This window comes from Bacteroides helcogenes P 36-108, from assembly GCF_000186225.1.
GTDB classification, from domain to species: Bacteria; Bacteroidota; Bacteroidia; order Bacteroidales; family Bacteroidaceae; genus Bacteroides; species Bacteroides helcogenes.
In genome coordinates this window covers 2,724,315-2,738,344 of record NC_014933.1, presented here as the reverse complement: position 1 = coordinate 2,738,344, position 14,030 = coordinate 2,724,315, and the positions used below count along the sequence as shown (strand labels likewise).

12 protein-coding genes are annotated in these 14,030 nt (G+C 37.9%); 2 read left to right on the top strand and 10 right to left on the bottom strand.

All coding sequences use genetic code 11. The annotated features are described in order from the left end of the window. Positions 1-8: 8 nt before the first annotated feature. The 9 genes from BACHE_RS11095 to BACHE_RS11055 form a co-directional block, all read right to left on the bottom strand. Positions 9-1,220 carry a glycosyltransferase gene (locus tag BACHE_RS11095; RefSeq protein WP_013547801.1) on the bottom strand — a complete coding sequence of 404 codons (1,212 nt, stop codon included), beginning with the start codon at positions 1,218-1,220 and terminating at the stop codon, positions 9-11. Next, positions 1,221-2,390, bottom strand: coding sequence for a glycosyltransferase (locus tag BACHE_RS11090; RefSeq protein WP_013547800.1), 1,170 nt, complete (start codon positions 2,388-2,390; stop codon positions 1,221-1,223). Then, the gene (locus BACHE_RS11085) at positions 2,387-3,307 is read right to left on the bottom strand and encodes a glycosyltransferase (protein WP_013547799.1); all 921 of its coding nucleotides are present in this window, start codon (positions 3,305-3,307) and stop codon (positions 2,387-2,389) included. The genes BACHE_RS11090 and BACHE_RS11085 overlap by 4 nt, the downstream gene beginning before the upstream one ends. Continuing rightward, on the bottom strand, positions 3,300-4,409 hold the full coding sequence (locus BACHE_RS11080) for a hypothetical protein (RefSeq protein ID WP_148229841.1): 1,110 nt from the start codon (positions 4,407-4,409) through the stop codon (positions 3,300-3,302). Before BACHE_RS11080 ends, BACHE_RS11085 begins: the two co-directional genes overlap by 8 nt. Before the next feature lie 125 nt (positions 4,410-4,534). Continuing rightward, positions 4,535-5,542: a hypothetical protein gene (locus tag BACHE_RS11075; protein WP_013547797.1), complete on the bottom strand. Its 1,008-nt coding sequence runs from the start codon at positions 5,540-5,542 to the stop codon at positions 4,535-4,537. A 23-nt stretch (positions 5,543-5,565) separates the two neighbouring features. Further along, positions 5,566-6,897, bottom strand: coding sequence for a lipopolysaccharide biosynthesis protein (locus tag BACHE_RS11070; protein WP_041579363.1), 1,332 nt, complete (start codon positions 6,895-6,897; stop codon positions 5,566-5,568). Positions 6,898-7,013: 116 nt separating this feature from the next. Then, positions 7,014-7,499, bottom strand: a complete 486-nt coding sequence (locus BACHE_RS11065; protein ID WP_013547795.1) for a UpxZ family transcription anti-terminator antagonist — start codon at positions 7,497-7,499, stop codon at positions 7,014-7,016. 27 nt (positions 7,500-7,526) lie between these two features. Then, positions 7,527-8,060: a UpxY family transcription antiterminator gene (locus BACHE_RS11060; protein ID WP_013547794.1), complete on the bottom strand. Its 534-nt coding sequence runs from the start codon at positions 8,058-8,060 to the stop codon at positions 7,527-7,529. Between the two features lie 648 nt (positions 8,061-8,708). Then, the gene (locus BACHE_RS11055; protein WP_013547793.1) at positions 8,709-10,046 is read right to left on the bottom strand and encodes a cobyrinic acid a,c-diamide synthase CobB; all 1,338 of its coding nucleotides are present in this window, start codon (positions 10,044-10,046) and stop codon (positions 8,709-8,711) included. Between the two features lie 81 nt (positions 10,047-10,127). Here BACHE_RS11055 and BACHE_RS11050 point away from each other — a divergent pair, with 81 nt between their 5' ends. Together BACHE_RS11050 and BACHE_RS11045 are read left to right on the top strand one after the other, a co-directional pair. After that, the gene (locus BACHE_RS11050; RefSeq protein WP_013547792.1) at positions 10,128-11,555 is read left to right on the top strand and encodes a RapZ C-terminal domain-containing protein; all 1,428 of its coding nucleotides are present in this window, start codon (positions 10,128-10,130) and stop codon (positions 11,553-11,555) included. Continuing rightward, entirely contained in the window at positions 11,552-12,286 is a 735-nt protein-coding gene (locus tag BACHE_RS11045; RefSeq protein WP_013547791.1) for a nucleotidyltransferase family protein, read from the top strand. The genes BACHE_RS11050 and BACHE_RS11045 overlap by 4 nt, the downstream gene beginning before the upstream one ends. On the opposite strand, the gene BACHE_RS11040 is transcribed toward BACHE_RS11045, so the two are convergent. Next, complete coding sequence (locus BACHE_RS11040) at positions 12,283-13,968, bottom strand: putative transporter (protein ID WP_013547790.1); 1,686 nt, start codon at positions 13,966-13,968, stop codon at positions 12,283-12,285. The genes BACHE_RS11045 and BACHE_RS11040 overlap by 4 nt on opposite strands. Positions 13,969-14,030: the final 62 nt, after the last annotated feature.

The window sequence follows — 14,030 nt, the reverse complement described above, 5'->3', positions numbered from 1 at the left end:
TTATCTTTTTAGAATTTAGAAGGAAGCAATTCTTTATACAAGTCTATATACTTCCGATACAAATCTGATTTATTATAAAAAGAGGTTACTCTATTACGACATGCATTTGAATAAGTATGTTTTCCCTTCTTTCTTATCAATTCCAAGATAGAACATAAAGAACTCAAATCTCCTTTATTAATCACAAATCCCGTGTCCGCAGACACAACTTCCGGACAAGCTGTAGAATCATAAACAATGGAAGGAGTTCCACAAGCCATAGCTTCAACCGTTGTCAAGCCAAACGTCTCCTCAACAGAGGTATTTATATAAACATCCGCCACAGAGTAATATATGGATAATTCATGAACACTATTAGTCCTTTTAATGCCTATAATACCTTTAGGTAGATTCCTTATTTGCCTGTCATTAAGTCCAATCAATACAATAATGTATTCATCAGAAAGAACTTCGCGCAAACGAATAAAATCATCCAATCCTTTATGCAAAGACCACACACTGGCCACCCCCAACAGCATAAACTTATCCTCAATTCCCAAGTCTTTCTTTTTAACTTCAACAGGAGTAAATACATTTGTATCAATTCCATTATGAATAATCCTAATCGGATATTTTTTTAAAAAAGATTTCTTTACTTCCTTTGACAGCCATTCCGATACAGTTACTAACGTCAAATTTTCTTTTGACGTAAAGGCTTTTTGTTTATCTATAAAATTACGCCTTGAACGATCTATTAAGAAAGATGATGGATATTCACGCTTCTGAGGACAATCACGACATAATATTTGCCAACGATAACAAGAATTATACGAGTAGTGAGAACAATGACCTGTGAAGGCCCAGCAATCATGAAGAGTCCAAACTACAGGCGTATCAATTTCTTTTAAAAACTGGAAAAGAAGAGAATAATTTACATAATATCCATGTATATTATGTAAATGGATTATGTCTGGAGAAATTTCCTTTATAAAATCTATAAGTTTCAAAGTTGGTCTTTTAGATGAAAGTCCATGCCTGTCAAAAATACGTGTCTGCAGTAAATGCATATATACATTTACATTTGTTCCTATCCTATAAACCTTTGAATTCGACTCACTTGCATATCGTCCATACATAATATAACTATCACCTCCACAAGCTATAACTTCATTAGCAATCCCTTCCACGATACGCCCGGTAGATCCCCAATTCGCAGTAACATTAATTTGCAAAATTTTCATTTAACATCTATTAAAAATAGATTCGATTGATTCGAATATTTGTTTACCTATAATGGACGGATAAAATTGCTCTATTTGAGAATAATTCAATCTTGAATCGAAAAGCGTTCTATTTTTTATCATTGCCTGTAGTGTTTGAGCCAGCTTATCCTCATCATATTGGTTAAAACAAAGCTCTGGACATTCCATAAACAGACGACGAGATTCACTAATTTCTGGCGTTATTAAAAGAATCGGCTTTTTAAACAATAAATACTCACAAATTTTCGATGGAAAGAAAATGTTACAATCATCTTTAAAGCTATCAATAACAAGTAGGGCATCTGACTTACATACATAATCATATAGATTTTTTTTATCCATGAATGCCAACAATTCAAATACATCCGTATAAGGAGACTTCTTTATTTGACTCTTGATACTTGCAGAAATATTTCCTATTAGCTGAATTTTAATTGCTGTAATCTCACTTTTGGGAATCCTTTTTAAGGATTTAAATACCAAATCCAGATTTCTTTCCCTTTGTAAAGTTCCAGCATAAAGCAATGTCACAAAATCCTGCTTAATCAAAGAGGGGGCAGGCAATAATTTCACATCATCCGTAGCAAAAGGAATAAATTTAAATTTGTGTGAGAACATTGGATATCTATCACACATCTTACGGAACATTAAATACGAATGAACAATAATCAAATCCGAACTACAAACAATTTTTTTCTCTAATAAAGATCTAAAAAAATTAATTCCTCCCATGTAATTATTGTCTAGTAGAGGATCATACATCTGAACCACCAACTTTGCTTTGTGCTTTCTTGCCAGTAATGTCGTAATACCAAATAGTATATAGGGAGTCCCCGTTAAAATAACCACATCAAAATCTTTTATATTTTTTTTGACATAAAGAGCCATTTTACATCCCCAGAAAAAGATATCAACTCCCCAAACCAACTTTAAAGATTGAAATATTTTCAGAAATACTCTATCGAGAAGCAAAAAATTAGGCGAACTTATCCCCTTCATATTGTCTCCGTATTTCCTATTAGAGAACCGCCTGTAAAGAACGGTAATTTTTGCAAGAGAAGCCAATCCTATATATTGTCTGTGATTCTGATTACTATTTGCATTACCCAATTCATCCCAACAATAGTATATGCAAAGATATTTTCTCATAAAAAAGAAATATATTTTTTTAGTAAAACTTTCAATAAAAGATTCATCCGAGAGTTATTTAAGGAAAAACCATTTTTCACAATAGACATAAATCGAATCAGAGGAGATTTATTAGGCAAATCAAGGTATATTTCAACTACTTTTTTATCTTTCGGTGATAACTCATTGACATATTCATCATAAAAAGCTTTCACCCCCAAATAATAATCCTCGTCAATAACACATCTCTTTTTATTTATAGTAAAAGCATTCAATATTCTTCGAAATAGGTTAGAAGCCATATGTGGTGTGACATTATTAAGGTGTTGCCTATAATAAAAAGTAGGAATTTCAAGGTATGTAACAGCATGGTTTGCACATCCTATGAGTGTAAGTAAATGATCATGCATCGCAATATGGTTATACTTTCTCAACATTTCGGTTCTCATAGCAGCATTAAACATACTAAGTGAACCATGTATTCCACCATTACAAAACAGGGCCTCATGTAACTGTCTCGGACGTGCTTTCAAAAGTCTTGGTAAGTCATTTCTTCGTTCCCCATAATACAAGAAGCCATCAGAGAATAACAATTGTGGACGAGAGTTATCTAATTTCTTTATACACTCCAACATTAATATCAATTTATCCTTTAACCAAATATCGTCTTGGTCACAAAAGCAGACGTATTCTGAAGATGAAAATAATAGTAATCTCATAAAATTACTTTCTGGACTACCACATATAACCGTGTCTTCCACCAAATGAATACGTTTATCTCTTTCCACATAAATTTTAACAAGTTCTACTGTACCATCAGAAGAATCGTCATCACGGATTAATAAACGCCAATTGCTATAAGTTTGATTAATTATGGAGTCTAATTGTTCCCTAAGAAAAGAGCCACCATTATAAGTAGCCATTAATATGTCAATCATATACATTTCCCTTAAAACGTTTAATAAAACTACCAATATTTAACACAAGAGGTATTAAAATAACATTGGCATAGCCCCCATAAGCAAACATATTATTAAATAGATTATAGGATATAATTACATTTACAATGGCAATACTCACCACAAAATATTCAGAAGAAGGAGATATTACCATGAATACAACAATAATATAAACGATTGTATAAAAAAAAATCAAAATCATTCCCCACCATCCCATTATTAAATAAGGACGTGCATAAATAGTACTCACATTTAAAGGAGGAATAACCAAATCTTCTTGACGCTTTTCAAAACTAACTAAACGTTTACTCACTGTTTCACTAAACATTTCTATAGAACAAAGCTCAAACAGAGAATTTAGGGTAGGACTTATATCATCATGCTCATTTATATTATATTGCAAATTCCCAATCGGAGATATAGCATAAATATATCCCCACATATATTCATGTGGTATCCAAGAATCTTGAAACTCTTGTGTAGCTTCTCCTAATACTGTAATGGAAACTCCATTTTTTCTATTTACAAAACGAGAATCAGAAGCACCTATTCGTATATCTCCTAAAACCCCAAAGACAAATAACAATGTCATTCCTAAAAAGATACAAAAAAGAAGCTTTTTTCGAATTTTTGACAACGACATTAAGTAAATAAAAAAGCACCCTGTTAGAGTCATAAATAAAATTCCTCTTCCATAAATAATAATAGGTGCAAGAAATGAAAAAACAAAATAGGGAAATAGTCTTCTTCTAGTACCTTTATCACTCCTCATTTTATGAAAAATCATAAGTGATAAAAAAGCCCCAAAACTAAGAACTAAAATATGAAACATAGGGATTCCAAAGAAATTCACATCATCAGGTAGTTCTTCTCCTTGTAATCCACGTAATAATGGTATATGACGACTATATAGTATTTCTACTAAATTTGCTAATAAATAATACTTAGTCCATTTTATTAATTTCTCAGGAGACGATTTAGAAGGATAATATATAAAAAACTTTCTCCTATAAAAGTAAATTCCCATTAGCAACATCACACTAGAAGTTCCTAAAATGAAAATTAAAAGGCTAATACTCATCTCAGGATATAAAGTTGACCAATGTAGTATATAGAATACAAATAAAGTAATTAAACTTAAAATATAAACGAAAAATGGAGAGATATAAGTATTATGAGTATTCAATATTTCTTAATTTATAATATTCACAATCTAAAAAAACGCTTATACATTGTCTTTGTAAAACTTTCCTCCATATCAATACGAAATAACCATTTAAGAAAGTTCGATATTTTACTCTTTAGCCTATATAATAATGGCATGGTAATAATATGAGCAGTAGCCTTCTCGTATTCAGAATCCGTTTGAACAGCCAGAGGATGTTTTAGAGGGAATTCCAACTCTTGTGTTGGAAGGCCACAAAAACGACGAGTCATTATATTATCAAAAGAGGAACCACCATGAATAGAATCAATATCTACTCCGATATTGGTTATTTGATTATATTTTGGAACTATGCCATACAACCCATGTACCCTCAACGAAAAACTCATATGATAATCCCATGAATCAAATTTCAAACCTTGCTTTTTACGTTTCAATTCTCTATTCCAATTTTCTATATCTTGAGCACGAAGCAGGTTATCGTAAGGTAGATTTTTCACTACCTCTTGAATATAAGGATTTTCCCACAAAGAAAAGTCTTTATCATAAAAACGGTTAAATTTGTTACTCCATGAAGCCCATCCACAGGGCATCATGTGATGAGTAAAATAATAACTACTATCACTAGGGAAAGAAAAAGATTTTAAATAGTTCGTACCACATATCCACAGAATTCGCGTGTCATCCTTATACTTCAAAAGCATTTCTTGGCAAAAAGGGAAAAAAGACAATGCGGGCAAGTTATCATCCTCCAGAAAAATGGCATATTCTTCTTGCTCAAATACCCATTTCACCCCACCTGCAATATTAGCATATACACCTATATTACAAGATGCGTATCGTTTAACGACCTCGCAATCCCAATCAATATGAGCCTCTATTTCACTTCTGCATTTATTGACCTTATCCCACTCTTCATCCGTACGACCTCCATCACTAATTATATATAACTTCTGAGGCTTTACTTTTGAAAGTCTTTCGACTATTAACAATGTTTTATCTATTCTTTTAAAAGAAAAAAGAACTACAGGTACTTGAAATAAATCCATTATCTATTTTCAAAATTAGGTAGTTATAAAGATTTCATATGAAGTATATACTGAACAGGTGCCAATAAATATCCATTAAAGCTACTGATGATCATAGCGATAAGAAATCCATGTACACCTAATCCCATATTTATAAAAATATAGCACAATCCCAAGAATACAAATGGAGAAAAAAAACAAGCATACATCTGGACTTTTAAAAGCCCCATCCCATTCAGTATGGTTACATAAATACCGGAAAACATTGAAACGAGACAATAAATAAAAACCCAAAAAGACAGTATGCTTGTTATCACAACCTTGCTTCCTACCCAAAGGTCATATACATAGGACGAAATGAAAAACATGAAGGCTCCACCTAAGACAAATAACATAAACAATTTCAAATACTTTCTTTCAGCATTCTTTACCCAAGCATAATCCTGCTTTACTGTAGCATCAGATACAGCAGCCCACAATGGAGTAATGATGATTGTCCATACCATAGTCAAAACGCTGAAGTATTTGTACGAAATATTATAAGATGTCACTTCAGCTGCTCCATAGTATCTAATAATCAAAAAATTAATCAATTGACACTGAACAATGCAAGCTGTTTGTATAATAAAGAATTGGATGCCCAATTTCATTAAATCAGAAGAAACACTAAAATCCACAGATTTGAATGTCGGTGCTATTTCCTGATACCTTTTTTTATATAACACCATGTTGGCACCTAAAATAACTACCAAAGGAGCAACACACAATGCCAAGCATAGATACACCAAACTACCTTTAGTGGTTAGAGTCAATATATAAATAATAGTCAACGAAACAAGCTGTTGAACTAAAGTTATCATGGAAGAAATTGCTGGTTTTTGAACTGCTAAAGTTACTATATTAATAGTACTAAAAATAAAGTTGATACAAAAATATGCTATGACAATGCATATCGCAATAAGTAATCCTTCCACATTACCTTGATTTATATTAAGTAATGAATACCAATTTACAAAAGGAGCAACAAGTAAAAGTAAGCACATCAAAGGTATAAAGATAAGAAATAATATGGCATAAGTGGTACTTACATATTTTCTTCCTAATTCATAATCATTATGGGCCAAAGCTTCTGTCAACCTATTGCGTAAGCCATTATTTATGCCTATATCAAAGAAACTTATCCAAACCACCATTGAGCTAAGGGTTAACCAAACGCCATAACATTCATTATCTACATAATTCAACGTTAATGGCACTAATAATAAACTCAATAGAATACTCCCTCCTTTAACCAGAATCATCAAGGCAATGTTCTTCTTTACATTAAGAGAGCGCTCATCCCCTTGTGTAAAAAAATTCAAGACATTTTCTTTCATAAGTAAATATAAGGCAAGCACATATGACTTTATTATCAAGTTGAGTAAAAAAGTTTAGCCTTAGTCTGCAAAGACCATACCCCTCTTTTTCATTTTACGTTCCAATGTATCATATATTAATCTTCCAGCTCCTCAAAAGGATAAGGATTCTCTTCTATATTCTTCAATTCTCCAATAATCTCCATCTGATCAGAAGTTAATATATTCTTATCCCAATTATCAATAATAGAATGAACCTCCTGAAGCATGGATTCCTCATAAACCTCCCCATAACAATAAGTCAACAGACGAACTTTAAGAAGAGAATTTGGAAGTTGTTCCAACACCTTACAAATGCGTTCTATAACTGCTTGTTTCTTTTGCTCCTTGTCCCCATTATCATAGATAGTGGCATTATAGCCCATCAAAAGGGCAAGACAAAGATTGGCTTCTTCTTCAATATCAGCACCTTTGGAGGAATAGAGAGAATCGGATTTCAGAAGCACCTCCTTATTCAGTCGGCTAAAAGCGTCTGAGTAAATAGGCGCGCCGTCTGTGCCAAGATACATAAGCCCGTGAGCCAGATGTTGAAGCTCAAGAGCACGGGAAAGCAAATCATTCATTGAATATGAGTATAATATGAATAAAATTTATTTTATTATCTTCAGATAGGATTTGGGTACTTTGACACTGGCGGACAGAATGTCTTTGATACGAATGATGACATACGTTTTATTGGCTTCCGTGGCAACCTCACCTTCAATACCGCAAAAATCACCCTTTATGACTTTCACTTTATTACCCACTGCAAGAGAATCATTGTCAAAACTGACCCCGTTGGGATTCAAATCCATGACAAACATGAAATCTTCCATCTGCTTATTGGGGACAACCAACATGGAATGGGAAAAAAGGTCTTTCATGTAGAAAAGCTGCACACCATAGACATTGGAAATGTCACAGGCTATCTGTTTCGTGGCATGGACAAAAATCAAGTTGCGAATGACGGGCACTTCACTCCGCTTCCGGCGATATTTCAACTGAGTTATTACACTCCGGGTAGGAAGATAGCAGTCAATATCCAGATTTTCTTCTGCTTTCAGCTTTTCAAGGGAATTTCGGATTGCAAATTCTTGCTTGTCGCGAGTACGGGCTGCAAACCAATATTTCTGTGTATCAATCACTTGCTATGAATAAAATCAAGGATACTACTTCGGTTCCGGGTGCGCTTCGCGGTTTGAACGAGACATTTTTCTCTTTCAAACCGATTGCACTATTTCAGCATATATAACGTACTATGAACAAGAAGATTAGACAAATAAAAACGTTCATTAGACGTACGTTTAATGGACACCCTTTAAAAGCAAAGTTCAAAGATTGAAAATGTATAGAAAAGAATGGATACAAATAAATATTTCTAAAGTAATTTACCTCTCATTATCAGTAATTTATAATCGAATGAAGTAATCTGATGAAATATTTTTTATCAAACATTTTGTTTATATAAAAAACGCCTTTATCTTTGTGTCCATTAAACGTACGTTTAATGGACACCATAATATACTACTCTTCAATACCTTACAAAGCGTTTCTTGCTTTACCAGTTTTATTAGAGAGACAGTTATCCGTTATCTAAAAAGAAATGTGTTAAGTCAGGAAACAATCATGTAAAACTTCGTCCCACATGCGTGGGGTGAAATTCTGTATGAACCTTCTGCATATTCAGTAAGGTTCTTTTGTGTATTATACACTGACAAGAGAAAGAAAAAGCATAAATGTCCAGAGAATCAAAGTCCTTCTATCCGTATGCATGCATACGTGTAGGAATACTTTCAAAATAGAGCCATCACATCGATTTCTCCCCAATACAAATGGGTATAGCTGGCAATCACATTTTTGTATCGGAATACAGGTGTAGTCACTGATTCTCCCTTAGCGTTATAAACTTGCACAATGGAAGAAGGAATAGATTCTTTGTCAGTATCCAGAAATGTGGTATAATGAAATTCGTGTCCCCGAAGATGCTGACCTTTATAGTTGAACTGACGATAGCCCAACGTCAGTTTTCGGGAACGATTGTTATTGGATATGTAAAAAGGAAAAACGCCCGACAATCCGGCTGTTTTACAACAGCATTTACCATAATGGCAGGCATCTGTGGTAATACCTCGCGACAAGTAAATCATTCCGCCACATTCGGCCAATACTTTACCGCCGGCTTCTATATACCGACGAATCGAATCCTGAGCACGCCAGGCTGTGGCCAACTTTTCGGCATGTTCTTCCGGATATCCTCCCGGCAGATAGAGCAAATCGGTCTTTTGGGAAATGGGACGGTTGTGTTCGGGATTAAAGAAGGAAACTGTACCCAGACGGCGAAGAATATCCAGATGTTCTTCATATAGAAAAGAGAATGATTCTTCATTACGAGCCACCAAGATGCGCAACCCGCCGGTTTGTCCTGTCACCGCCTGCCGTACTTCGGGCAAAGAAAGGGTGGTTTTCTCCAACAGCAACTGCCAGTCCACATGTGTTTCCAGCAAATCGGCGAGCAGATCCAATGCATCCGTCTCTTTCGAACGGCTGAAATCAAGCCCCAAATGACGAGATTTTTGCTCCAAATCTTTTTGTTTAGGTAAATATCCCAAGCAGTTGACATTTAAATCCTCACATACCTCCCGTAACATTTCATAATGACGAGGTGAACCGACACGATTGAAGATTACTCCCGCAATACGTATATCCGGACGGAAATTGATAAACCCGGACAATAAGGGAGCCATGGAATAAGCCGCAGACTTGGCATCAACCACCAGCACAACCGGAATACCCAAGAGTTGCGCCACTTCCGCCGAAGATCCCCTATCACGATCGTACCCGTCATACATCCCCATCATTCCCTCGACGATGGAAATGTCTGCATCCACCGAATAGCGTGCATACAGTTCACAGACATGTCTCTTGGATGCCATAAAAGTATCCAGATTTACAGAGGGACGACCACAGACAGCCGTATGATATTTGGTGTCTATATAATCGGGGCCACACTTGAAGGGTTGCACTTTCAAACCTTTTTTCACAAACAATGCCATCAGCCCACGGCTGACCGTTGTCTTTCCGCTACCCGAAGCAGGAGCCGCTATCAAAAATTGAGGGTTATTCCTTTCCATCTTCTTGCAGATTATTTCGGGCAAAGGTAAGCATATCTCCGACAAAAGCCTTACCTTAGCCGCCAAAATAAAACATTTGCTATGATAACCGAAGAACTTAAAAAACTCTACATCTCACATACCGGACACGAACCGGAACAGATTGACGAACTTCCTTCTTCCGGCTCCAACAGACGCTATTTTCGTCTTTCCGGCAGCCCCACACTAATTGGTGTCAGCGGTGAATCTGTCGAAGAAAACCGCGCATTTCTCTATATGGCCGAGCACTTCCGCGAAAAAGGTCTGTCCGTTCCACAGGTATTCATCCGTTCGGAAGACGGCGTGTATTACTTACAGGAAGATTTAGGAGATACGCTTTTGTTCGACGCCATAGAAAAAGGACGTAAGACCAGCGTATTCGGTGAAGACGAAAAGCAGCTTCTGCGTAAAACAATCCGCCTGCTGCCTGCCGTACAGTTTGCAGGGGCTGACGGAATGGATTTCTCCTATTGTTATCCACAGGCTGAATTCAACAGCCGCAGTATTCTTTGGGATTTGAACTACTTCAAGTACTGTTTTCTGAAGGCCACAGGCATGGATTTTCAGGAAGACCGTCTGGAAGACGATTTCCAGAAGATGGCTGATGTATTACTCCGCAGCAGTTCGGCAACTTTCATGTATCGTGATTTCCAAAGCCGCAATGTCATGATTAAGGATGGTGAGCCTTGGCTCATTGATTTTCAGGGCGGCCGTAAGGGGCCGGTCTATTATGACGTGGCGTCGTTCTTATGGCAGGCCAAAGCCAACTATCCCGACAGCCTGCGAAAGGAACTCTTGCAGGAATATATAGATGCCCTGTGCAAATATCAGCCCGTAGACGAGGCTTACTTCCATGCACAGCTCCGTCACTTCGTTTTGTTCCGCACCATGCAGGTACTGGGGGCCTATGGTTTTCGCGGCTATTTCGAGAAGAAACCCCACTTCATTCAAAGTGTACCTTTCGCCATTGAGAACCTACGTCAATTGCTGCAAGAGCCTTATCCCGAATATCCGTATCTCTGCCGAGTATTGCGGGAGCTCACCGAATTGAAACAGTTTACGGATGACCTGCAAAAACGCCGGCTGGTAGTAAAGGTGACGAGCTTTGCCTATAAGAAAGGTATTCCCGAAGATTCGTCCGGCAATGGAGGCGGCTTTGTATTTGATTGCCGTGCCGTGAATAATCCCGGTAAGTACGAGCGTTACAAACCTTTCACCGGACTGGATGAACCCGTCATCCGTTTTCTGGAAGAAGACGGTGAGATTGCTGTCTTTCTGGAGCATGTCTATGCACTTGTGGATGCTTCCGTGAAGCGGTATATGGAACGTGGGTTCACTAATCTTTCCGTCTGCCTCGGCTGTACGGGCGGACAGCACCGTTCCGTCTATTCGGCACAACATCTTGCCGAACATCTGAACAAGAAGTTCGGCGTACAGGTCAACCTGATACATAGAGAACAGAATTTCGAACAAACTTTTAAGGCAAAATGAAAGCAATGATATTTGCCGCCGGACTGGGCACACGTCTGCGTCCGCTGACAGACAATATGCCCAAAGCACTTGTTCCCGTAGCAGGTAAGCCGATGCTGGAACGAGTGTTACTACGGTTGAAAGAGGCCGGATTCGGTGATATAGTCATCAATATACACCATTTTGGAGAACAGATTATTGACTTTCTGCATGCCAATGACAATTTCGGCATGAATATCAGCATCAGTGACGAACGTGACATGCTGCTCGATACCGGAGGAGGCATCAGGAAGGCCAGACCTTTTTTGGACGGGGATGAACCGTTTCTCGTCCACAATTCGGATATTCTGACAGATATGGATCTATCCGCTTTCTATCAACAGCATTTGGAAAACAATGCGGAAGCGACACTACTTGTCAGCGAACGAAAAACCTCCCGTTATCTCTTGTTCGATGACTCTTACAACCTGCATGGCTGGATCAATAAATCTACCGGAGAAGTAAAACCGGAAAAATTCAGTTATCGCGAAGGAAAATATAAAGAACTGGCATTCGGAGGCATTCACGTTATTTCTCCTTCCCTTTTCCGTAATATGGATAATAATCCGTGGAAAGGAAAGTTCTCCATTATCTCCTTTTACCTGTCGGTCTGCCGGACAGCGCGAATACAAGGCTATCCGCTTCAGGATTTCCGATGGTTTGACATCGGCAAACCTGAAACGTTGAGCCAAGCAGAGAAATTCTGGCACTAAGCAAGTGCCAGAATTAATAACTGTGCCGTAAGTACCCTCAGAAACATCGCTAATGGATATACAGTGGCATAGCCTACGGCCGGAGCATCACAAGATGTCAACTCTGAAGAATAGGCCAAAGCCGGAGGGTTGGTATTTGTACCGGAAAGTACACCGATAAGAGTATAGTAATTCAATTTCCAAGCATATCGTCCGATAAGTCCTCCCAACAATATAGGAACTACCGTAATAACGGCTCCATAGGCAATCCAGATATAGCCGCCTTCATAGATAATGGTATCTACAAAACCATTACCTGCCCCCAATCCCACACACGCCAGGAAAAGGGAAATACCGATTTCACGTATCATCAGATTAGCGCTCATAGTAGTATAAGTTATCAGTTTATATTGAGGTCCGAAACGGCTGATAAGAATAGAAACAATCAATGGTCCGCCAGCCAGTCCAAGCTTCACTGGTTGAGGAATACCGGGGAAGGCAAAAGGAAGACTCCCCAGAATACATCCTAAGGCAATGCCCAGGAAAATAGGAATTAGATTAGGATGATTCAGACGTTTCAGTGAATTACCCAACACCTTTTCTGCATGGCTTACGGCAAGCTCACTACCCACAATCGTCACACGATCCCCCATCTGCAACTGTAAATGAGGAGTAGCCACCAAATCGACCCCCGAACGATTTACACGAGTGATGCTGGCGCCGAAATTATTGCGTATTCTCAACTGTAAAAGTGACTTTCCATTCAGTTCTGGCTTGGTGATGAGAATACGGCGGGATATCAGATTCTTATCCACTTGTTCCCATTCCACTGCGATTTTCTTACCAAAAAACGCAATGATAGCTTCCACATCTATCGGATTGGCAATAAATAAAATCTGATCCTCCACATGCAGCACCGTATCGGCATTTACCAATTCGGATTCCATGCTCTCTTTATGGCGTATGCGGGAAATAACAAAAGCACGGTTCAGTAAAGGCTTTACATCCTTGATCATCTTTCCATCTATGGCCTCATTGCGTATCTCTACCGAAATGGGACGGACGGTAAGTTCCTGTAAATGCCCCAACCCGCGCTCAGCTTCATTTTCTTCCTGCTTTGTATTGATATGAAGAAGATATTTCAACGCCAACAGAGCCAAGATGCATCCTATAACACCCAAAGGATAGGCAACCGCATATCCTAAAGCAATCTCCGGTGCATCTACCCCATTAAAATCACTGTTTGCCTGCTGGGCAGCACCCAGACCGGGAGTATTGGTTACAGCCCCCGACAGGATGCCGACCATAGTAGTAATGGGAATTCCTGTAACAAGGTGCAGTATTATAGTAATCAGCACACTGATAAAAATTACCAGCATGGCCAATACATTCAATGTAAGCCCGCCTTTTTTGAAAGCAGAAAAGAAACCGGGCCCCACCTGCAAACCGATGGAATATACGAACAAAATCAAGCCGAATTCCTTCAGAAAATGAAGGAGATGTTCGTCCAGATTCAAATTGAAATGTCCGAACACAATGCCGACAAAAAGAATCCACGTAACACCCAATGATATGCCGGCAACCTTCAACTTGCCAAGCATAATACCGAAGGCAATAACAAGTGACAGGATAAGGACAGAATGAGCCACTCCTCCACCCCAAAGATTAGGGTAACCTTCAAAAAGGTTTCTCAATAGTTCCATAGTTTCAAACGTATATATTATGATTCGACAAATATTCGAGTAAAAAGTATCCCCACAGAAAT

What these genes read in the sequence shown, in the direction of transcription:
- BACHE_RS11095 (WP_013547801.1), bottom strand. Translation starts at nt 1,220, where the DNA reads ATGAAAATTTTGCAAATTAATGTTACTGCGAATTGGGGATCTACCGGG.
- BACHE_RS11090 (WP_013547800.1), bottom strand. Translation starts at nt 2,390, where the DNA reads ATGAGAAAATATCTTTGCATATACTATTGTTGGGATGAATTGGGTAAT.
- BACHE_RS11085 (WP_013547799.1), bottom strand. Translation starts at nt 3,307, where the DNA reads ATGATTGACATATTAATGGCTACTTATAATGGTGGCTCTTTTCTTAGG.
- BACHE_RS11080 (WP_148229841.1), bottom strand. Translation starts at nt 4,409, where the DNA reads ATGAGTATTAGCCTTTTAATTTTCATTTTAGGAACTTCTAGTGTGATG.
- BACHE_RS11075 (WP_013547797.1), bottom strand. Translation starts at nt 5,542, where the DNA reads ATGGATTTATTTCAAGTACCTGTAGTTCTTTTTTCTTTTAAAAGAATA.
- BACHE_RS11070 (WP_041579363.1), bottom strand. Translation starts at nt 6,897, where the DNA reads ATGAAAGAAAATGTCTTGAATTTTTTTACACAAGGGGATGAGCGCTCT.
- BACHE_RS11065 (WP_013547795.1), bottom strand. Translation starts at nt 7,499, where the DNA reads ATGAATGATTTGCTTTCCCGTGCTCTTGAGCTTCAACATCTGGCTCAC.
- BACHE_RS11055 (WP_013547793.1), bottom strand. Translation starts at nt 10,046, where the DNA reads ATGGAAAGGAATAACCCTCAATTTTTGATAGCGGCTCCTGCTTCGGGT.
- BACHE_RS11050 (WP_013547792.1), top strand. Translation starts at nt 10,128, where the DNA reads ATGATAACCGAAGAACTTAAAAAACTCTACATCTCACATACCGGACAC.
- BACHE_RS11045 (WP_013547791.1), top strand. Translation starts at nt 11,552, where the DNA reads ATGAAAGCAATGATATTTGCCGCCGGACTGGGCACACGTCTGCGTCCG.
- BACHE_RS11040 (WP_013547790.1), bottom strand. Translation starts at nt 13,968, where the DNA reads ATGGAACTATTGAGAAACCTTTTTGAAGGTTACCCTAATCTTTGGGGT.